Annotated in this window: 14 protein-coding genes; 6 read left to right on the forward strand and 8 right to left on the reverse strand. The window is 72.2% G+C overall.

Features of this window, described 5'->3' with window-relative positions; all coding sequences use genetic code 11:
* Positions 1-360 precede the first annotated feature (360 nt).
* The 3 genes from AC5WS8_RS34650 (at position 361) to AC5WS8_RS34660 (ending at position 5,283) form a co-directional block, all read left to right on the forward strand.
* Positions 361-2,145 (forward strand): N-acetylglutaminylglutamine amidotransferase, encoded by a 1,785-nt coding sequence (locus AC5WS8_RS34650; RefSeq protein ID WP_496107489.1) that lies wholly within the window; start codon positions 361-363, stop codon positions 2,143-2,145.
* A complete protein-coding gene (locus tag AC5WS8_RS34655; protein ID WP_496107490.1) occupies positions 2,118-4,505 on the forward strand; it encodes an alpha/beta fold hydrolase in 2,388 nt (795 codons plus the stop codon). Before AC5WS8_RS34650 ends, AC5WS8_RS34655 begins: the two co-directional genes overlap by 28 nt.
* A 391-nt stretch (positions 4,506-4,896) precedes the next feature.
* Positions 4,897-5,283, forward strand: coding sequence for an ATP-binding protein (locus tag AC5WS8_RS34660; RefSeq protein ID WP_496107534.1), 387 nt, complete (start codon positions 4,897-4,899; stop codon positions 5,281-5,283).
* Positions 5,284-5,330: 47 nt separating this feature from the next.
* On the opposite strand, the gene AC5WS8_RS34665 is transcribed toward AC5WS8_RS34660, so the two are convergent.
* The 3 genes from AC5WS8_RS34665 to AC5WS8_RS34675 all read right to left on the reverse strand — a co-directional run bounded on the left by AC5WS8_RS34665 (position 5,331) and on the right by AC5WS8_RS34675 (position 7,606).
* Entirely contained in the window at positions 5,331-5,519 is a 189-nt protein-coding gene (locus tag AC5WS8_RS34665; protein ID WP_496107491.1) for a hypothetical protein, read from the reverse strand.
* Between the two features lie 294 nt (positions 5,520-5,813).
* A complete protein-coding gene (locus AC5WS8_RS34670) occupies positions 5,814-6,545 on the reverse strand; it encodes a CBS domain-containing protein (RefSeq protein ID WP_496107492.1) in 732 nt (243 codons plus the stop codon).
* 71 nt (positions 6,546-6,616) lie between these two features.
* A complete protein-coding gene (locus tag AC5WS8_RS34675; protein ID WP_496107493.1) occupies positions 6,617-7,606 on the reverse strand; it encodes an Acg family FMN-binding oxidoreductase in 990 nt (329 codons plus the stop codon).
* A gap of 302 nt (positions 7,607-7,908) precedes the next feature.
* Between AC5WS8_RS34675 and AC5WS8_RS34680 the strand changes: the two genes are divergently transcribed.
* A complete protein-coding gene (locus AC5WS8_RS34680) occupies positions 7,909-8,784 on the forward strand; it encodes a universal stress protein (protein WP_496107494.1) in 876 nt (291 codons plus the stop codon).
* A 621-nt stretch (positions 8,785-9,405) separates the two neighbouring features.
* Here AC5WS8_RS34680 and AC5WS8_RS34685 read toward each other — a convergent pair.
* The 4 genes from AC5WS8_RS34685 to AC5WS8_RS34700 form a co-directional block, all read right to left on the reverse strand.
* Entirely contained in the window at positions 9,406-10,290 is an 885-nt protein-coding gene (locus tag AC5WS8_RS34685; RefSeq protein ID WP_496107495.1) for a universal stress protein, read from the reverse strand.
* 35 nt (positions 10,291-10,325) lie between these two features.
* Positions 10,326-10,478, reverse strand: a complete 153-nt coding sequence (locus AC5WS8_RS34690) for a DUF1918 domain-containing protein (RefSeq protein WP_496107496.1) — start codon at positions 10,476-10,478, stop codon at positions 10,326-10,328.
* 52 nt (positions 10,479-10,530) lie between these two features.
* The gene (locus AC5WS8_RS34695) at positions 10,531-11,145 is read right to left on the reverse strand and encodes a CBS domain-containing protein (protein ID WP_496107497.1); all 615 of its coding nucleotides are present in this window, start codon (positions 11,143-11,145) and stop codon (positions 10,531-10,533) included.
* A gap of 64 nt (positions 11,146-11,209) precedes the next feature.
* Positions 11,210-11,632 (reverse strand): Hsp20/alpha crystallin family protein, encoded by a 423-nt coding sequence (locus AC5WS8_RS34700; protein WP_496107498.1) that lies wholly within the window; start codon positions 11,630-11,632, stop codon positions 11,210-11,212.
* 384 nt (positions 11,633-12,016) lie between these two features.
* On the opposite strand from AC5WS8_RS34700, the gene mgtA reads away from it, so the two are divergent.
* Positions 12,017-14,743 carry a magnesium-translocating P-type ATPase gene (gene mgtA / locus AC5WS8_RS34705; protein ID WP_496107499.1) on the forward strand — a complete coding sequence of 909 codons (2,727 nt, stop codon included), beginning with the start codon at positions 12,017-12,019 and terminating at the stop codon, positions 14,741-14,743.
* A gap of 64 nt (positions 14,744-14,807) precedes the next feature.
* On the opposite strand, the gene AC5WS8_RS34710 is transcribed toward mgtA, so the two are convergent.
* On the reverse strand, positions 14,808-17,177 hold the full coding sequence (locus AC5WS8_RS34710; RefSeq protein ID WP_496107500.1) for a glycoside hydrolase family 65 protein: 2,370 nt from the start codon (positions 17,175-17,177) through the stop codon (positions 14,808-14,810).
* A 321-nt stretch (positions 17,178-17,498) separates the two neighbouring features.
* On the opposite strand from AC5WS8_RS34710, the gene AC5WS8_RS34715 reads away from it, so the two are divergent.
* Positions 17,499-18,467, forward strand: a complete 969-nt coding sequence (locus AC5WS8_RS34715; RefSeq protein WP_496107501.1) for a ferritin family protein — start codon at positions 17,499-17,501, stop codon at positions 18,465-18,467.
* The last annotated feature ends 196 nt before the right edge of the window (positions 18,468-18,663 follow it).

The raw sequence follows: 18,663 nt of genomic DNA on the forward strand, positions 1-18,663 counted from the left end.
ATGGGCGGCTGACCGATGACCACCGAGAGCAACGGCTCCGAGCCGGCGAACACACGACGGTTCCCACCATCGCGGCGGGCTGCCGACCCCGTCACCACGGCGGCCCGGCCGGCCCCCCGTCGCACGGTGCACAGGGCGCCCTTCCCGTGCCCCGTCTCCGGACGTGCACCCGGGCTCGTATCCCAGGAGAGTCAGTACCCCAATGTTCCGTATCCCTCCTCCCCCGCCCTCGTCCGCCGCCGAACCGGGCGCCGCAGCCCGGGAACGGACGTCCTTCCCCGGGCGGCCCGGCCCCCGGGCCGCCCGGGGCGCGGTGCTGTGTGCGGCACGTGTCGGCCTTACGCAAAGGAGGTCCTCCTGATGTGCGGGCTCAGCGGCGAGATCCGCTTCGACGGCGAAGAACCCGATCTGGCGGCGGTCGAGCGCATGACCGACCGGCTGGCTCCCCGCGGGCCGGACGGCCGGGGACTGTGGTCCCAGGGTCCTGTCGCGCTCGGCCACCGCCGCTTGAAGATCATCGACATGTCGGAGAGCGGCGCCCAGCCGATGGCAGACCCGCGGTCACGCCTCGTCGGCGTCTTCAACGGCTGCGTCTACAACTACCGCGAACTGCGCGACGAGTTGCGGGAACTGGGCCACCAGTTCTTCTCCGACTCCGACACCGAGGTCGTGATCAAGGCGTACCAGGAGTGGGGCAGCTCCTGCGTCGAGCACTTCCACGGTATGTTCGCCTTCGTGCTCGTGGAGCTGGACAGCGGACGCGTGGTCCTGGCCCGTGACCGGCTCGGCATCAAGCCGCTGTATCTGGCCGAGACGCCCGGACGGCTCCGGTTCTCCTCCGCGCTGCCCGCACTGTCGGCCGCCGGCGGCGTGGACACCTCCCTCGACCCGGTCGCACTGCACCAGTACCTCAGCTGGCACGCCACCGTTCCCGCGCCGCGCACCATCCTGAACGGGGTGCGCAAACTACCGCCGGCCACCGTCCGCGTCATCGAACCGGACGGCACGCGCCAGGACCGCTGCTACTGGCAGCCCGACTACACCCGTCGCCCCGAGTACGCCGAGCTTGCGGCCGGGGACTGGGCGGACGCGGTCCTCGAGGCGCTGCGCACCGCCGTACGCCGCCGGATGGTCGCCGACGTGCCGGTGGGCGTGCTGCTGTCGGGCGGACTGGACTCGAGTCTCATCGTCGCGCTGCTGGCCGGGGAAGGGCAGAGCGACCTGGCCACGTTCAGTGTCGGCTTCGACTCCGAAGGAGGCGAGGAGGGCGAGGAGTTCCGCTACTCGGACATGGTGGCGCGACACTTCGGCACCGAACACCACCAGCTGATGGTGCCCTCCGACCGGGTCTCCACGGCGCTGGACGCAGCGGTCCAGGCCATGAGCGAACCGATGATGAGCCATGACGTGGTCGCCTTCCACCTGCTGTCCGAGCAGGTGGCGAAGGAGGTCAAGGTCGTGCAGAGCGGTCAGGGCGCCGACGAGGTCTTCGCGGGCTACCACTGGTATCCGGCCATGGCGCGGGTGCCCCGGCCACGGGCGGCCGACGCGTACATCGAGACCTACTTCGACCGGTCGCACACCGAGCTCGCCCGTATGCTCGACCCCTCCGTGCTTCCCGACCGTGACCTCTCGGGCGACTTCGTACGCGGGCACATGGCGGCCCCCGGTGCCGAGACCGCCCTGGACGCGGATCTCCGTCTGGACACCCATGTGATGATGGTCGACGACCCCGTCAAACGCGTGGACAACATGACGATGGACTGGGGTCTGGAGGCCCGGGTGCCGTTCCTGGACCACGAGCTCGTCGAGCTGGCTGCCGCCTGCCCGCCCGAGCTGAAGCTCGCGGACGGCGGCAAGGGGGTGCTGAAGGCCGCCGGCCGCAAGGTCCTGCCGCGGGAGGTGGTCGACCGGCCCAAAGGCTACTTCCCCGTCCCGGCGATCAAGCACATGGCCGGACCGGTACTGCAGCGGGTCCACGAGGCCCTCATCGCCCCCGAAGCCAGGGACCGGGGTGTGTTCCGCCAGGAATACCTCGCCGAACTGCTGGCGGCGCCCAACGCGCACCGCACCAAGCGGGGGGCGAACACGCTGTGGCAGGTCGCTTCGCTGGAAATATGGCTGCAGACGCACGGAATCCGCTGACCGGCGGACGGCCGCGCACGGCGTACGGAGCCGCCCGGCCGGCCTCCGAGGAGCCGCAGGCCACGCCGCTCCCCCGCCCCGCGGGCGGTGCTGCGCCGCCCGGTGAGGCGGCCCCGCACGGCCGACGCGCCATGGCAGCCGCGGACACGGCCCACGCCGTGTCCGCCACGGAGCTGCCCGAAGGCGCCCTGTCCGCGATCACGCAGACCGCGCCCGCTCCCCTTCCGCTGCCCGGCACCGCCATCCCTGAGGTCCCTCATGTCCTCACGGCGCACGGATGCTGGTACCCGTCGGCGGATCCGCAGGGCCGGAACGTGGCGTTCGTCTGTGACCGGACCGGTATCCCTCAACTGTGGGCCGGCCCGGTCGACGGCGACGAGGTGCACCTGCTGGACGCCGATCCCGATCCGGTCACCGAGGTCTCCTGGTCCCCCGACGGCCGTTGGATCGCCTACACCACCGCGCCCGGCGGCGGCGAACACACACGGGTGCTATGCGTGCGTCCCGACGGCACCGGGCGGCGGCTCCTGGCGGGCGGCGAGCCGGGCAGCTCGGCGCACCTGGGCTGCTGGCAGCTCGACGGGGCGGCCGTTGCGGTGACCGTCGCCGAAGCCGTGGCGACCGGCTTCCCGGAGGACCGGGCGTCCGACCCGGCAGCCATCGGCCATGCAGAGCACGTTCCGTTTCCCCGGGGCGCCGGGGGCGGCGGTGCGCCGCCGCCCACCGGTCCGTGGTCCGCTCCGACGGGGCCGTCGTACCGCCTCGACCGCCTCACTGACGGGGGCCTGACCGCGGCTGAGGCGCTCACGTCCGCGGGTGAGCCGTCGTCCAAGACGCTGTCGGTCTACCTCGTCGATCCGGAGGGCACGGCCGCCCCCGTTCTGGTGGCCAGTGAACGCGGCGCGGCCACCCTGCGCCTGTGCGACCTGAGCAGTGACGGGACGCTGGCCCTGCTGCGCCGCGGCCCGCGGGGCCATCGCGAGGCTCTCGTCGTACGCACCGGGGACCTCCGGGTGACCTGCAGGGTTCCGGTCGCGGACGGCGACCCGTGGATCGGGGCTTTCGCACCGGACGGCCGGACCCTTTGGCTGCGCAGCGACGACGGCCGGGAATACGCCGTCCTGTACGCCGTCCGGCTCGATGCGCGCGGGCAACGGCGCGCCATGACGGTGGCGGCGCACCGCGAGGACTGCGACCTGGAGCTGTGGGCCCTTGACCGGGACGGCACGGGTGCGGTGCTGGCATGGAACGCAGGGGGCGTCAGCGAGCTGGAGGTCGATGCGCTGCTCCAGGTGGGCCCGGCCGACCGCCCCCTGTACGAAGGGCAGGAGGGTGCCGTGGGCACCGCCCCCTCGTCCCGGGCCACCGCCCCGGCCGGGGTGGTGGTGGGCCCGGGCCGCAGGATTCCGCTACCACACGAGGTCGTCACCCGGGTGGCCGTCACCGCCGATCCGGGGGCCCCGGTCATAGCTCTCTCCGGGTCCCAGCGCCGCCCCGGGGTGTGGTGGCTGCACCAGGACGCCGTCCTGCGCACCCGGTGGTCCTCCGCCGACGAGGACGTGGCTCCGGGAAGCCACCGGCCCGTACGGCCCGTGGCGATGCGCCCCGTCGCCCGTGACGGACTGGCCCTGGGCGGCTGGTACTACCGTGCACCGGGCCGCCCGGCAGGGGAACCGGCTCCCTGTGTCGTGCATCTGCACGGCGGCCCGGAGGATCAGGAACGCCCGGTGTTCGATCCCCTCTACCACGAGTTGCTGGGCCGCGGCCTGGACGTCTTCGCCCCGAACGTACGCGGCTCCTCCGGTTACGGCCGTTCCTTCGTCGAAGCGGACCTGGGCGCGGGCCGGTTCGCCGCCATCGACGATGTGGCCGACTGCGCGGCCCATATCGTCGTGGCGGGCCTCGCCGACCCCCGCCGACTCGCTGTGATGGGCCACTCCTACGGCGGCTACCTGGTGATGGCTTCCCTGGTGTGGCATCCGGACCTCTTCCGCACCGGCGTCGCGGTCTGCGGCATGTCGGACTTCACCACGTTCTTCGCCGGCACCGAGCCGTGGCTCGCGCAGTCGGCGGCCCACAAGTACGGACACCCCGAACGCGACCGGGATCTGCTGCGTGCCCTGTCGCCGATGAGCCGGATCGACGCGCTGCGCGTGCCGGTCATGGCCGTCCACGGCGAACACGACACGAACGTGCCGCCGGACGAATCACGCCAGTTCGTCCGTGCCGCAAGGGAACGCGGACTGGAGGCGGAACTCCTCATCCTGCACCAGGAGGGTCACTACTTCCAGCGCGCGGACAACCGCCGCACCTTCCGCAGGGCCTCGGCCGACTGGATCCAGCGCCACCTGACGAGCTGACCGGAAGGGGCCGCCGAGCGGCGTGCCCCGGCCCTCGCAACCTCGTGCGGCGGCCGGCGCCCTCACCTCTCCCCGGGTGCGGGGACCGGCCTCGGCGCACTCGGCGCTGTGCGACGGGGTGGGGTCCTTCTCAGCGTGCGGTGCGGCAGCAGGTGGTGCATGTCGCGGGGGCCGTTCGCGTCGGCATCGCGGGCGCCGCCGGCCCCTGCTACGAGCCGGTGGTTCCAGCCGGCTGACGGTCCTCCGAACACGCCGGCCGACGGAACGAGGTGACGTCGCGGCGGGCCTGGCGTCAAGGCCTACCGAACGGGTACTCGGGGTGGGCACAGCGGCACAGGGAGGGATACCCGTGAGCGGTTCGTCGGTGAAGGCGGTGGGGTGGGCACGCTCCATGCCGCTGAACAGCGAGGTGAAGACGGCTCGGGACTGGGCGCGCACACATCTGGAGTCGCTGGGCTGGACCGAGAGCGCGCCGCAGACGGTGGAGGCCGTACTCCTGACCGTCTCGGAACTGGTGACCAACGCGCACCTGCACGCGCGCAGCTCCGCGCAGCTGATGCTGACCTGGGACACACACTGTCTCCACGTCGCCGTGCACGACAACTCCACGGACCTGCCCGCCCCTCGTCCACCGAGCACCCAGCGGCTGGGCGGGCGAGGCATGCTGCTGGTGGACGCCCTCGCCGACGAATGGCAGGCACGGCCCTGCCCCGATGGCAAAATCGTCCATGCCTGCTTCCGTCCGACGGTGGGTGGGCGCGATCTCGGGCACCGATAGGTGGGCCACCTGCTCCCGGATGCCGACGGGTGGGGGGCAAGACGGCGTCAACGCATGCTTTCCGAGGCGTCGGCACCGGAAATCCTTCGCGGCGTCACCTCGGTCGAGGAGTGCCGGGGCGCCTGGGGGGCCTTCAGGCACTCGGTCAGGTAGTCCCCGGTGCCTGGTCGCCGTCCGGTCGAAAGCCGGTGCTGTGCCGGCATCGGCGGGCCGAGATCGGTCACGTCGTCGGCCACTGCTGCTGCGTGGGTTCTCGGTGGCCGCCCCGCGCTGCTGTCCGACCAGGTCTGCGAAGGAGCGGGCCAGTGGGGTGAGTGCCTTCCGCCGTCGCACCGCCGGCCGACGGGCGGCGGCAGGTCAGGGGCAGAGACCTCAGCGGGCCGACGGACGTACCCGCGAAGTCCTGGCCGGGCAGGGACGACCGCATGGCCCACGCCGAGTCCGGCCAGCGAGCGAACTGGAAGCCGCTGAGCCCCACCGGCCCAGGCATCGATCAGATCCCGACGGCTCCCCCGGTTGCGCGGCGGTCATCACCTCCACCGGCGGTGAGCGGATGTTTCGTGGCTGCTGCCTCCCCTGCCCGGCAGCCGTGGCGGCTCGAGGTCGGGTCCGAAGTCGTCGTACACGTAGCCGATGGACTGGTGCACGGCGACCACGCCGTCCACGGAACGGCACAGACGCTCGATGACCGGAAGCAGCGTTCTCTCCTCGACCCGGCCCTTCAGCGTCACCACGCCGTCCCGCACGTCGACCTGCACGGCGTCCGAGGGAAGACCCAGGGTCGCCCGCAGCACGTCCTGGTGGATCTCGTCGCTGATCGCCGTGTCGCTGCGCAGGAACGGTCGCAGCAGATCCGACCGGCTGACGATCCCGACGAGCCTGCCGGTCTCGTCGACCACGGGCAGCCGCTTCACCTTGTGCCGGTACATGGTTCTTGCCGTCTCGACGACATTCCAGCCCGGACGTGCCATCACCGCGGGTGTGCTCATCATCGCTTCCGCGGTCTCGGCACCGGCGCGTGCCAGCTCCTCCGGCCCCAGCCGGTGTCCGATCGGCCGTCCCTCCGGGTCCGGCAGGCTCGCCGCCTTGCGCAGCAGGTCCGCCTCCGACACGACACCGAGGGGGCGCCCCTCGTCGTCGACGACGGGGACGGCCGTGACGTCGTTGTCGCGCAACAACTGGGCGATCTGTTTGAAGGACCAGAGGGGGCGTGCCGTGACGACGCTGTGCGTCATGACCTCGGCGACTGTTCGGTGCTGCATGTCTCCACTCCTTCCAGGCGTGATCACAGGCCTCGTGGCTGTGGAAAGGGGTTCGCGGCGCGGGTGAGCGGTCAGACGATGTCGAGCACGTCGGCCACGGGTCGCCGCGGAGTCGGGGCGCCCTCGGGGCCGTATCCGAGGCGGATCACCATCTGCACGTGTCCCATGGCCGTCGTCGGGTCCCGCACCACCCACCGCAGTTCGGGCCATTCGAGGGCCTGGGAGGTCAGAGAGGCGACGAGGCCGTCCAGGGTGGCCTGGAGCCAGACCCGCTCCAGCGCCTGGCCCGCCCGCAGCCAGTCCAGCGGCCGGTCCTGCGCCGTACCCAGCAGTGCGATCCGAGGCCGCTTCTCGAACGGGGCCCAACCGCGCCCGGGAACTTCACGGCCGGCGGCGAAGTCCCGTACGGGGGAGCCGGCTCCCCACTGGCGGGGGCCGAACGCCTCGGCGGGGATCCCGTCCGACGTCGTGGTATCGCCGGCGGGCTCGGTCCGGGCCCAACGGGCCGTCTCGCCCCGCACACCGGGGTCGCGTGCCTCCCGGCCCTCGGCGTCGCGCACCAGGTCCAGGACCGATCGCACGTGCCAGGCGTCGGGGAACACGAGCCGGGCGCCTTCGAGGCGGGCCGCCGCGCACAGTCCGTCCCTCAGGGCAGCCGGGATGTCGTCCTCACGGAAGGGATGCCGGCTGGTGTGGCGCCGGTGGATCGCCGGGCGGAGAAGGGCGAGATCGTCGCCGGGGCGTGCGTCGCCCGTGAGGTCCACCTCGGCCAGCAGCTCGGGAGCGGACGCGTCGGGCAGGAGCCGGGTGGCGGGTTCCCGGCCCGCCGCCACCGCGGCCACCCGCAGGTTGAACAGCGCGGCACCGCAGCCCACGTGCATGCCGCGCCCGTCGGGGTCGGTCTTCGGGAGGGTGCGTTCTGGGTCGGCGTACAGCTGGAGAACGCCCCTGCCAGCGAGGAACCGGAATCTCCAGGGCTGTGCGTTGTGCTGAGACGGGGCGGCCGTCGCGTCTTCGACCAATGCGGTGATGACGGACACGTCCAAGGGCGGTGCGGTCACTGAGCCCCCTCCGGAAGCGGTCCGGATGGTTGATCGCCTTCCAGACTGTGGGGCGCCCGGGACGCCGGGTAGGGCCGTTCGGACCTCTTGGAGGACCATGCGGACCCGTGTCTTCCGGACGCGGACGTGTACCCCCTGCACGGGGCGGGTTGGGCCGAATGCCGCACCGAAGAGGGCAACATGCCCTTCCTGTGGCCCCTGGTCGGCGTGATGGTGGCAGTACCTGGTCCTGCGCGGGTTCCCCGGACTGAGGAAAGCCCGGGATGAAGAGAGGCCCGGACTGAGGGAAAGGCGGTGAGGGCATGGGACTGCCCGTGGTCGTGGGCGTCGACGGATCGGACTCCAGCCTCCTCGCGGTGGACTGGGCGACCGACGAGGCAGCTCGGCACGGCCTGCCTCTGCGGGTCGTGTACGCGTCCCTGTGGGAGCGTTACGACCGTGTCCTGCCCTCGGCCGGTCTGGAGAAGCCGGCCCACCAGGTGCTGACGGACATCGTCGTCACCACCGCGGCGGAACGCGCCCGACGCCGCTGCCCGGACGTGGAGGTCACCGCGGAGGTGCTGCCCGAGGACCCGGTGGACGCCCTCCTGCGCGAGAGTGGCAACGCCACCGCCGTGGTGACGGGATGCCGTGGCCGTGGCGAGTTGCAGGGGCTGCTCCTCGGCACGGTCAGTCTGGCGGTCGCGGGCCGCGCCTACGGAGCCGTGATCGTCGTCCGCGGTGACGAGGCGGGACTTCGGGGCAGCCACGAGCGGATCCTGCTCGGCGCCGGCGAACCCGGCACGAGCGGTGCGGCGGCGCGGTTCGCGCTTCGGGAGGCCGAGGTGCGCCACTGTGTCCTCGATGTCGTCCGTGCCTGGCGCCGTCCGGCGCACGAACCCCCGCAGCACCCCCTGCTCACCGGGGATCCGGCGCTCTACCAACAGGAGCGCGCGTCCACGTTGATCGACGCCCTGCTGCAGGACCCGGCGGCCGATCACCCGGACGCCCGGGTGAAGAGGACCACGGTCGAGGGGCCCGCCCACAAGGTGCTGCTGCACCGCTCGGCCGCCGCGGACCTCGTGGTCATCGGGGCCCGCCGCGGCCACGACCCCCATGCACTCCGCCTGGGCAGGGTGGGACACACGCTGCTCCACCACGCCCAGTGCCCGGTGGCCGTCGTACCGGAGTTGCCGTGAGCCGTCAATGAACGGGCACTGCGCCGGCGAGACGCAGCTCTCCTGCGCGAAATGCAGGCGCACCGGGGAGGCCGTACAGCCGGGCGCGCGGGTCGTCGAGCTGCTCCGGCCGGAGCCCTCTTCCCCGTCGGCGAGGCGCACGTGGGTGGCGATGTGCTCCGCCAGGCGTTCGGTCCCCGCGTGGGCGCGGCGCGTGCTGTGTCGGTGGTCTCCGGGCCGAGTCGCCGGTCCGGCGCGGGGGTAGAGCTCGTGTTCCTCCGGTGGGCGGTTGCCCGGCGCGTACGTGGCCTGCGTCGTCCACGCCCAGGGCCGCCCTCGGGTACTCGCCGACCGCCAGGGTTCCCGCCGGTGCCGGCACCGTGTCACATCGACGCCGGCCCGTCCCCCGCGCAGATCGCCCACCACCCGGGCGGCCGCGGGCACGCGGGCCGGCGCGGGGCCGGCCGCCCAGCAGGCACCGGCGACATCGCGGCGGCCCGGCAGCCACGCGATCCCACCGGCGGGCAGAGTGCCTGCGGTCGCCACCGGGAGTCCGGACTCCAGCAGACGCCGGCCCTGCCGAGCCGGCACCGCCCTCGTCTCCCGCCGCCCGCCACGGCCACCTGACTTCGTGTTCACGGCTCACGCCGAGGCGTGCGGGACGGCGATGACGGGACAACGGGCGTAGTGCAGCACGCCCTGGCTCACCGAGCCGAGCAGCATGCCGGCGAAGCCGCCACGACCGCGGGTCCCCACCACCAGGCCGAGAGCGTGGGCGGATGCCTCGGCCAGCGCCTCCACCGGATGGCCGCTGACGAGTTCGTGATGCAGTTCCACGTCCGGGTACGCCGCGCGGCGCCCGGCGACGGCTTCGGACAGCACCCGTCGGTGCTCCTGCTGCTCCGCCTGCTCGTCGAACATCCAGTGCAACGGCCCGGGCTGCCACACCAGCAGCGCGCGCAGGGCGGCGCCACGCAAGGCGGCCTCCTGGAACGCGAAGTCGACGGCGGCGGCGGAATGCGGGCTGCCGTCCACGCCCACGACGAAGTGCGCGGGCTGCTGGGTGACGTGCTCCGGCTCCGGTACCACGACCACCGGGCAGCGGGCATGCGCCATGACGGGGACGACGACGGAGGTGGAGCCGAACACCTCCCGCGCTCGGCTGAGGTGCCACGAGCCCAGCACGACGGCCGTGGCCTGACGACTCTCCTCCCGCAGGACCCACGCCGGGTTCCCCTCTGCCAGCAGCCCGGACACCCTCACCTGCGGCTGCCGGGCCTCCACGAAGGACACCGCCTCCTTCAGCACACGCTCGCCGGCCCGGTGCAGCGCCTCGTTCCACGCCTCCCATGAGGGCGGTACCTCCCCTCGCCCGAACCCGACGGTCGGCACGCTCTCGGCGTGCACCAGTCGGAGGGGCACCCCCCGCCGTGCGGCCTCGTCGGCCGCCCAGGCCAGCACCATCCGCTTCGCGGGGTCGGGGTCCACACCGACCACGATCGGCGGGCGGGCATCAGGTCGGGCCATGGTCAACTCCAGCCGTTCTGCCTGAATGCGAGCCGTCATGAGCCGCGTTCAGGGCATGCAGCGCGTACACCCGGGTGCTTGACGCACGCGTCCGCTCCCGGGAAGTACAGCGTCACCCCTCCCCTGCCCCAGCGCACGTCGTACGGTGGGCCCCGCCGTGCGGCGGCCGGCGCCGCCGAGCATGCCACGGCCGTACCGCGGCGGAACCGGTCGCGGACGAGCCCGACCGGACCCGCCCCGCTACGGAGCAGTCTCCTGCGCGGTGTCGTCCCGTTCGAAGCCGAGCCGGTCGACCACGTCCACCACGCCGTCGACGCTCTCGCACAGCCGCACGACGACCGGGACCGTGCTCCTGCGCTCCACCGTGCCGCTGAGCGTGACCCTGCCGTCGGTGACCTCGACGGTCAGCGAGGAGGGAGCCAGGCCGAGCGTCCGGACGATGACGTCCTCGAGGATCTCCTCCTGGATCGCGCGGTCCCTGCGGAGGAAGAGCTGCACCAGGTCGCTGCGGCTGAGCACCCCGATGAGCCGTCCGCCGCCGTCCACCACGGGCAGCCGCTTGACCTTGCGACACTCCATGGTTCGTGCCGCGCGCACCGCGTTCCACCCCGGCTCGGCGACCACGGCGGGGCTCGTCATCAGCTCCCGGGCGCTGCTCCCGACGCCGGCGGACATCTGCTTGCGGATCAGGTCCGCCTCGGACACCACCCCGACCGGCCGGCCGTCGTCGTCGACCACCGGAACCGCGGTGACGTCGTACTCGTCGAGGAGCCGCGCGATCTCCTTGACCGTGGTCTGCGGTCGCACGCTCACGGCAGTCGGCGTCATCAGATCGCCCACACTGCGGTGTCTCATCCCTCGGCCCCCTTCTCGGAGTCACCGCCCGAGGCGCCGGGACGTGCGGTCCGCGGGGGCACGCTCACTCACCATGCCTGACCTCGATGCGCTTCGCCTCGGCCTTCTGGCGGCCCAGTCCCACACTGACGGTCAGCATGCCGTCGCCGTAGTCGGCCCTGACGTCGTCCTCGTCGGCGCCGGGTGGGAGGGTGACGCTGCGGCTCAGGGAGCCGTAGCGGATCTCGCTGCGGTTCTTCTCCACATCGCGCTCGGTGCGTTCGGCCTTGACGGTCAGCACGCCTTCGCTGATGAAGACGTCGATGTCCTCGGGCGAGACGCCCGGAAGCTCCGCCCGCATCACGTAGCGGTCGCCTTCCCTGTAGTCCTCGATCCGCAGCGCGGAGAGGTCGCCCGCCGTGGGCATCCCGAAACGCGCGGGGAACGACTCGAACCACTCGGGAATCTCCGGGAACGGGAACCTCTGCCTGCGTGAGAGTGTCGCCATCGCCGTGCCTCCTGCACTGTCGTTGCCGCTGTCGGCCCCTCCAGTCCACCGCGTGCACTCCTTGATCGCAGAGGGCGAACAGCCCACGCCGGGGTCCCGAAGGTCCCTTCCCACAGCGCCCGGACCGGGGACCAACGGCCCTGGAGAACCCTCGACCTCCGGCTCTGCGCCGCAGGTCCCGGAGACAGGGCCCGGACGGCCCCTTGGGGGTGGGCGGCAGCGGCCCGAAGGTGGAGCTGTGACACCGGTATCAGCGCGTCCGTGCCCCGCACTCACGATGAGGGGCCCGTTGGATCTGTGGGTGTGTGCCGGCCCCTCGGGGCCGGGTGCGGCGTGGGTGCGTCTCCCTGTGGGGCCGGGCGGGGACACGGCAGGCGGTCAGCGATGGTGACCACCGCCCCCCAGCGGTCCAGGACCGCTGGGCGTGCCGCTGCGGCGGCCACCCGGTCCACTGCGGAGGTGCTGTGCGATCTCGGGGTGTCCGGCGGCGGTCTGTCATCGGAGGAGGCGGAACGGCGGCTGAGGCGCTGGGGGCCCAACGCGGTCCACTCGCACCGGGCCCGGGGCTGGCTCGTCCTGTGGCACCAGCTGCGGTCCCCGCTGCTGGGACTGCTGCTGGCCGCCGCCTTCGTCTCCTATTTCGTCGGTGATCGCAGCGATGCCCTGATCATCGGTGTGATCGTGGCGCTCTCCGTCGGTCTGGGCTTCGTCAACGAGTACCGGGCGGAGAAGACCGCCCAGTCGCTGCACGCGAAGATCCGTCACCGGGCGGTCGTGCTGCGTGACGGTCGTCCGCAGGAGGTGGAGGTCACCCGGCTGGTGCCGGGTGACGTGGTGGAGTTGCGGCTGGGCGACATCGTGCCGGCCGATCTGCGGCTGCTCGATGTCTCCGGGCTGGAGTGCAACGAGTCGGTGCTGACCGGCGAGTCGCTGCCGGCCGCCAAGGACACCGCCCCCGTGCCGGCCGGCACGGGGCTGGCGGATCTGTCCGGATGCTCCCTGATGGGCACCGTGGTGCACTCCGGAAGCGGCCGCGGGGTGGTGGTCGCCACCGGTGCGGAGGCCGAGTTCGGAAAGATCGCCGCCGGGTTGAGCGGCCACCAGCTGGAGACCGAGTTCCAGGTGGGGCTGCGCCGGTTCTCCATGCTGCTGGTGTACGTCGCCGCTGCGCTGACCACGTCGATCTTCATCATCAACGTCGCCCTGCACAAGCCGCTCATCGACGCCCTGTTGTTCTCGCTGGCCATCGCGGTCGGTATCACTCCGCAGTTGCTGCCCGCGGTCGTCTCCACCAGCCTGGCCGCGGGCTCGCGGCGGATGAGCCGGCGCAAGGTGCTGGTCAAGCGGCTGGTGTGCATCGAGGACCTCGGCGATGTGGATGTGCTGTTCACCGACAAGACCGGGACGCTGACCCAGGGCCGCATCGACTTCATGCGGGCCGTGCCCCTCGGCGGTGCCTCGCCGGAGGAGGTGCTGCGCCTGGGGCTGCTGTGCACGGAGACGGAGATCGACGGCCGGGGACGACCGGTGGGCGGCAATCCGCTGGACGCCGCCTTGTGGGACTCTCCGGCCGCTGTTTCCCTGCGTTCGGCCGTCAGGACCTGGAAGCGGGTCGGGGTCCTGCCCTTCGACCATGAGCGGCGGATGGCCTCCGTCTCGGTCACCGATCCCGACGGTGCGACCTCGCTGATCACCAAAGGCGCCCCCGAGGCGGTGCTGGAACGCTGCACGGAGGTACCCGCGACGGCCCGTCAGGTGCTGGACGCCGAGTTCGCCGCCGCCAACCGTGTGGTGGCCGTGGCGACCCGGCCCACCCGGGCGGTCACCGCCCTCACGGCCGCCGACGAGCGCGACCTCCGCCTGGCCGGACTGCTGGTCTTCCTCGATCCGCCCAAGCCCGAGGCGGCCGAGGCGGTCGAACGGCTGAACGCCCTGGGGATCACCGTGAAGGTCGTCACCGGGGACAACCCGGCGGTGGCCGCCAGGGTCTGCCACGACCTGGGCCTGAGCGATGTCGGTGTGCTGACCGGGACGGACCTGGACGCCATGAACGACGACCAGCTCACCACCGCCATCCGGCACACCACGGTGTTCGCCCGGGTCAGCCCCGAGCACAAGGCCCGCATCGTACGTACCCAGCGGCGGACCGGGGGCGACGTCGCCTTCCTCGGTGACGGCGTCAACGACGCGCTCGCGCTGCACGCCGCCGACGTCGGCATCTCGGTGGACTCGGCCACGGACGTGGCCAAGGACGCGGCCGACGTGATCCTTCTGGAGAAGGACCTCGGGGTCCTGGCGGACGGGGTCGCGGAGGGGCGGCGGATCTTCGCCAACACCATCAAATACGTACTGATGGGTACGTCCAGCAACTTCGGCAACATGTTCAGCGCGGCAGGCGCCTCACTGTTCCTGCCCTTCCTGCCGATGCTGCCGTCCCAGATCCTTCTCAACAACCTTCTGTACGACACCAGCCAGCTCGCCATCCCCACCGACGAGGTCGACGGGGAGCAGGTACGACGGCCGGCGCACTGGGACATCGCCTTCATCCGGCGCTTCATGGTGTGCTTCGGACCGATCAGCTCGTTGTTCGACTTCGCGACCTTCGCGGTGATGCTGAGGATCTTCCACGCCGACGCGGCCCAGTTCCACACCGGCTGGTTCGTGGAGTCCCTCGCCACACAGACCCTGGTGGTCTTCGCCATCCGCACCCGCCGCATCCCCTTCTGGCGAAGCCGCCCCAGCCTGCCCCTGACACTGACGGCGCTGGGCGTCGTCGCCCTCGGCGCCGCCCTTCCCGCCACCCCGCCGGCCCGCATCCTCGGCTTCCAGCTCCTGCCGAGCGGCTTCTTCGCCGCGGTGGGTGCCATGGTCGTCGTCTACCTCCTGCTCGTGGAGATCGGCAAGCGGGTCTTCTACCGGGCGGCCCGCGCACCGGCCCGGCCGCAACCGGCCCTCGGGCACCGGCACCTGCGCCGCCGCGCGGCACGTTTCAGCACCGTCACCCGGCTGCGGCGACCGGGGACGGTCCGTCGTCCGCCCGCGGTCGCACCGCACACGACCGGCACCGCCGGGCCCCGTCAGACAGAGGTTCCTCGAACCTCCTCGCAGTGATCCGCACAGGTCACGGAGGGTCAGGACGCTGGTGCCCTGCCTGTGGTCAGGGACGACCCCGGCATCACTCCCGGACGACCAACCGGCCCGTCTCTCCCGGCTGGAGGCACACCGCGCGGTCCGGCAGCCGGACGTCGATGGCGGAACGGTCGGACGGCGGCACCGTGATCTCCAGCAGGCCGCGCTCCAGCCGCAGCCGCACGCCCCAGTGCCCCTGGTAGCGGATGGCGAACCCGTACGACGACAGCTCGGGCAGGGGCACGGGGTCGAGCCACAGCGCGCCGTGGCGGGTCTCCAGGCCGGTCAGTCCGCGCTGGACGAAGTCGAGGGTGCCTGCCATGGCGCCGAGGTGGATGCCCTCCCCGGTGGTGCCGCCCTGCACATCGGCGATGTCGCCACGCAGGGTCTCCTGGCAGAACGCCCATGCCTCGGCGCGCCGCGTACGGGCCAGTACCCAGCCGTGGACCAGGCCGCTGAGGGTGGAGCCGTGGCTGGTGCGGGCGAGGTAGTAGTCGACGGTGCGCCGCCAGGTGTCCTCGTCCAGCCGATGACCCAGGCGGGTGAAGAGGGCCCGCAGCTCCGCCGGTGCGAACAGGTAGCCGAGCATGAGGACGTCGGCCTGCTTGGAGGCGCGGTAGCGGTTGACGGTGTCGCCCTCCGCCTCCAGGATCCGGTCGAGGCGCCGGATGTCGCCGTACCGCTTCCGGTATCGGTCCCAGTCGAGTTCGGCGAGGTCGCCGTAGCCTTCGAACTGGCTGATGACGTCGTCGTGGAACGGCACGTGGAGCGTGCGGGAGACCTCCTCCCACCGCTGGAGTTCACCGTCGTTCAGCCCGGTGCGCTCGACGAGTTCCAGGCGCCGGGGTTCGGGGAGGGTGCGCACCAGTTCCAGGGTGCGGGTGAGCACCCAGGCCGCGGTGACGTTGGTGTACGCGTTGTCGTCCAGGCCGGGTTCGCCCGCGCCGGGGTAGGCGTCGTGGTACTCGTCGGGGCCGACCACGCCGCGGATGCGGTGCCGTCCGAGGCTCTCGTCGTAGCCGGCCGAGTCCGCCCAGAAGCGGGCGATCTGCAGGAGCATCTCCGCGCCCTTGGTGTGCAGGAACTCGGCGTCGCCGCTGGCCTCGCAGTACTGCCACACGTTGTACGCCACGGCGGAGCCGACGTGTCGCTGGAGCCGGCTGTGGTCGGGCAGCCAGCGTCCGGAGCGCGGGTTCAGGTGCAGCTCCTGGGACTCCTCGCGCCCGTCGCTGCCGCTCTGCCACGGGTACAGCGCCCCTCGCCTGCCGATCGCGCGCGCCGCGTCCCGGGCCCGGTCGAGGCGACGGTGGCGGTAGTGGAGGAGGGCCCGGGAGACCTCCGGGAAGTGCAGGTTGAGGTACGGCAGTACGAACAGTTCGTCCCAGAAGACGTGCCCCCGGTAGGCCTCCCCGGTCAGACCACGGGCGGGCACGCCCACATCGAGGTCGGCGGTGTGCGGCGAGAGGGTCTGCAGGATGTGGAAGAGGTGCAGCCGCAGCACGCGGCCGGCCTCTCCGGGGATGTCGAGGTCGGCCCGTCGCCACAGCAGCCGCCAGGCGGTGCGGTGGCTTTCCAGCAGTGCGTCGAAGCCGGGGGCGTGGCGAACGCGGTCGATCGCGGCCTGCAGCGGGTCGCTGATGGCGGGGTCGCGGGAGGTGTGCAGGGCTACGGTCTTGTCGACGGTGACGGTCCGGCCGGGGTCCAGGTCGAGGCGCAGGCTCTGGACGGCGCGGGGGAACGGGTGCCCGATGACGACGGGCGCGGGGGTGGTCAGTCTGCCGGCGAGGCCGATCCGGATGTCGGAGGTGCGGGTGCGGCAGCGCAGCCAGACGGTGTCCGGTGCGTCGGTACCGGTGTGCACATGGGTGAGGTGGCGGCCCTCCAGGTCTCGGTAGCGCGCCACCCCGGCATTGGTGACACCGCCGTCCAGAGCGGCCTCGACCTGAAGGGCGACGGCGGCGCCCTCCGCGGTGAACTCGGTGCGGAGGGCGGCGAGGTGGGGGTCCGCCATGTGCACCAGGCGCTGCTGGCGCACGGTGAGCGTACGCCCGCCGCCGAGCCCGTACCGGGTGCGGCGCTCCAGCAGGCCCGAGGACAGACGCAGTATCTGGCGGTGGTCCAGCACCGTGCCCGTGTCCGGCGTCAGCCACTGCCGCCCGGTGAGGCGGAAGCGCAGCGGCAGCCAGTTGGGAAGGTTGACCATGTCCTCGTTCTCGACCCGGCGGCCCGCCACCTGTGAGGTGAGCCTGTTGTAGCAGCCGGCCGCGTAGGTGCCCGGGTAGTGCACGTCGTCCGCCGCGCACTCGGGCAGCGCCCCCCGGGTGGCGAAGTAACCGTTGCCCAGCGTGCACAGGGACTCCCGCAGGCGTTCCTCGGCAGGCGTGTAGCCCTCGTACTGCCAGGTCGAGCCCGTCACTCCGGCGACTCCTCCCACCAGCGGTTCTCCGCTGCGTACGACGGTGTGCGCGCCGGCGCCGGTCTCGTGCCGGAGCCCCGGCCTGCGGCGCGGTCCATGGAGCGGTGGGCTCCGTCTCCACCGTCACACAGGCTACGGAGTGGCGGCAGCAGTGGCGCGTCGGCTCAAGGGGCGGCGCGCGCCCGGAACCGCGCGGCCACGTCGAGTCGTGTGACCAAGAGTAATCACTCGGGTGGGTTACGTGAGGAGGCAGGGGCACGCACTCCCCGCTCGTATGAGGGAGGGGCGCTCCTCTCCGAGAGGCCCCTGGAGGAGGACATCATGTTGCACCACTCGATACGCACGCTCCTGGTCGGCCTGTGCACCCTGGGTGCCACGTCCCAGGGGGCCGCGGCCCTGGCCCTCGCCTCGCCGGCCGAGCCCCACTCGGCGACGCACGCCGCTGCCCGGGCTCTGCGCCCGCAGACCCTCGCCGACCTCACCACCGCCATGAAGGGCGAGGCGTTCGCCTACGCGTCCTACAACCTCTTCGGCGCTCAAGCCGACCGCGAGGGTCGCCCCGCCATCGGCGGGCTCTTCCGCAGCACAGCGCAGACCGAGCTGAACGAGCACCTGGCAGAGGCGGCCACCATGGCCGGAGTGGTCGGCACGAACGCTGCCGACCTGCGCCAGGCCATCAACGGCGAGACGTACGAGCACCAGGTCATGTACCGCGGTTTCGCAGACCAGGCACGCAAGGACGGGGACCTGGACGCCGCCGAGCTGTTCACCGAGATCGCCGGGGACGAGGGTCGCCACCGTGATGCCTTCCGCACCGCGCTCACGGTCGTGACCACCGGCCGTGGCACGATTCCGGCACCGCCGAAGGCCGACACCGTGTCGGTGCCCGCGGGGATGCCGAAGGTGAAGGCCGCCCGTACGAAGGCCAATCTGGACACCGCGATGCACGGCGAGGCGCTGGCCCACGCCAAGTACATGCTGTTCGCCGCGCGCGCGAAGCAGACCGGCAACGCCGCGCTGGCCCGCCTGTTCGAGGGCACAGCCGCGGTGGAACTGCACGAACACTTCGCCGGCGAAGCGGTGCTGGCCGGGCTGGTGCGCAGCACCAAGGAGAACCTGCGCAAGGCCGTCACCGGGGAGCACAACGAGGCCACCAACCTGTACCCGGGGTTCGCCGCCCGGGCCACCGCCGCCGGTGACACCGCCGCCGCCCGCTACTTCCGCGACACCGCCGCGGACGAAGCCCGACACGGTACCGCCTTCCAGCAGGCACTCGACCAGCTGCACTGACCGCGCTGCCCGCACCCCCCGGGACCGGCCGGATCCGCCGCCAGGGCGCTCGGCCGGTCACCGCTTCTCACCGTCTGGAACGGTGCGCCGGACATGCCTGCCCGACTGCCTTGGTATCGCCCCACCGGGCCGACGGCCACCGGCTGCCGGGCGGTTTCCGTCGTCACACGGTGATCGCCGGCGCCCGATGCCGGCG

The sequence above is a fragment of the Streptomyces sp. PTL18 genome (assembly GCF_059510295.1).

Coding starts and splice junctions, on each gene's coding strand:
- AC5WS8_RS34650 (WP_496107489.1), top strand. CDS start 361: ATGTGCGGGCTCAGCGGCGAGATCCGCTTCGACGGCGAAGAACCCGAT.
- AC5WS8_RS34655 (WP_496107490.1), top strand. CDS start 2,118: ATGGCTGCAGACGCACGGAATCCGCTGACCGGCGGACGGCCGCGCACG.
- AC5WS8_RS34660 (WP_496107534.1), top strand. CDS start 4,897: ATGCCGCTGAACAGCGAGGTGAAGACGGCTCGGGACTGGGCGCGCACA.
- AC5WS8_RS34670 (WP_496107492.1), bottom strand. CDS start 6,545: ATGCAGCACCGAACAGTCGCCGAGGTCATGACGCACAGCGTCGTCACG.
- AC5WS8_RS34680 (WP_496107494.1), top strand. CDS start 7,909: ATGGGACTGCCCGTGGTCGTGGGCGTCGACGGATCGGACTCCAGCCTC.
- AC5WS8_RS34685 (WP_496107495.1), bottom strand. CDS start 10,290: ATGGCCCGACCTGATGCCCGCCCGCCGATCGTGGTCGGTGTGGACCCC.
- AC5WS8_RS34695 (WP_496107497.1), bottom strand. CDS start 11,145: ATGAGACACCGCAGTGTGGGCGATCTGATGACGCCGACTGCCGTGAGC.
- AC5WS8_RS34700 (WP_496107498.1), bottom strand. CDS start 11,632: ATGGCGACACTCTCACGCAGGCAGAGGTTCCCGTTCCCGGAGATTCCC.
- mgtA (WP_496107499.1), top strand. CDS start 12,017: ATGGTGACCACCGCCCCCCAGCGGTCCAGGACCGCTGGGCGTGCCGCT.
- AC5WS8_RS34715 (WP_496107501.1), top strand. CDS start 17,499: ATGTTGCACCACTCGATACGCACGCTCCTGGTCGGCCTGTGCACCCTG.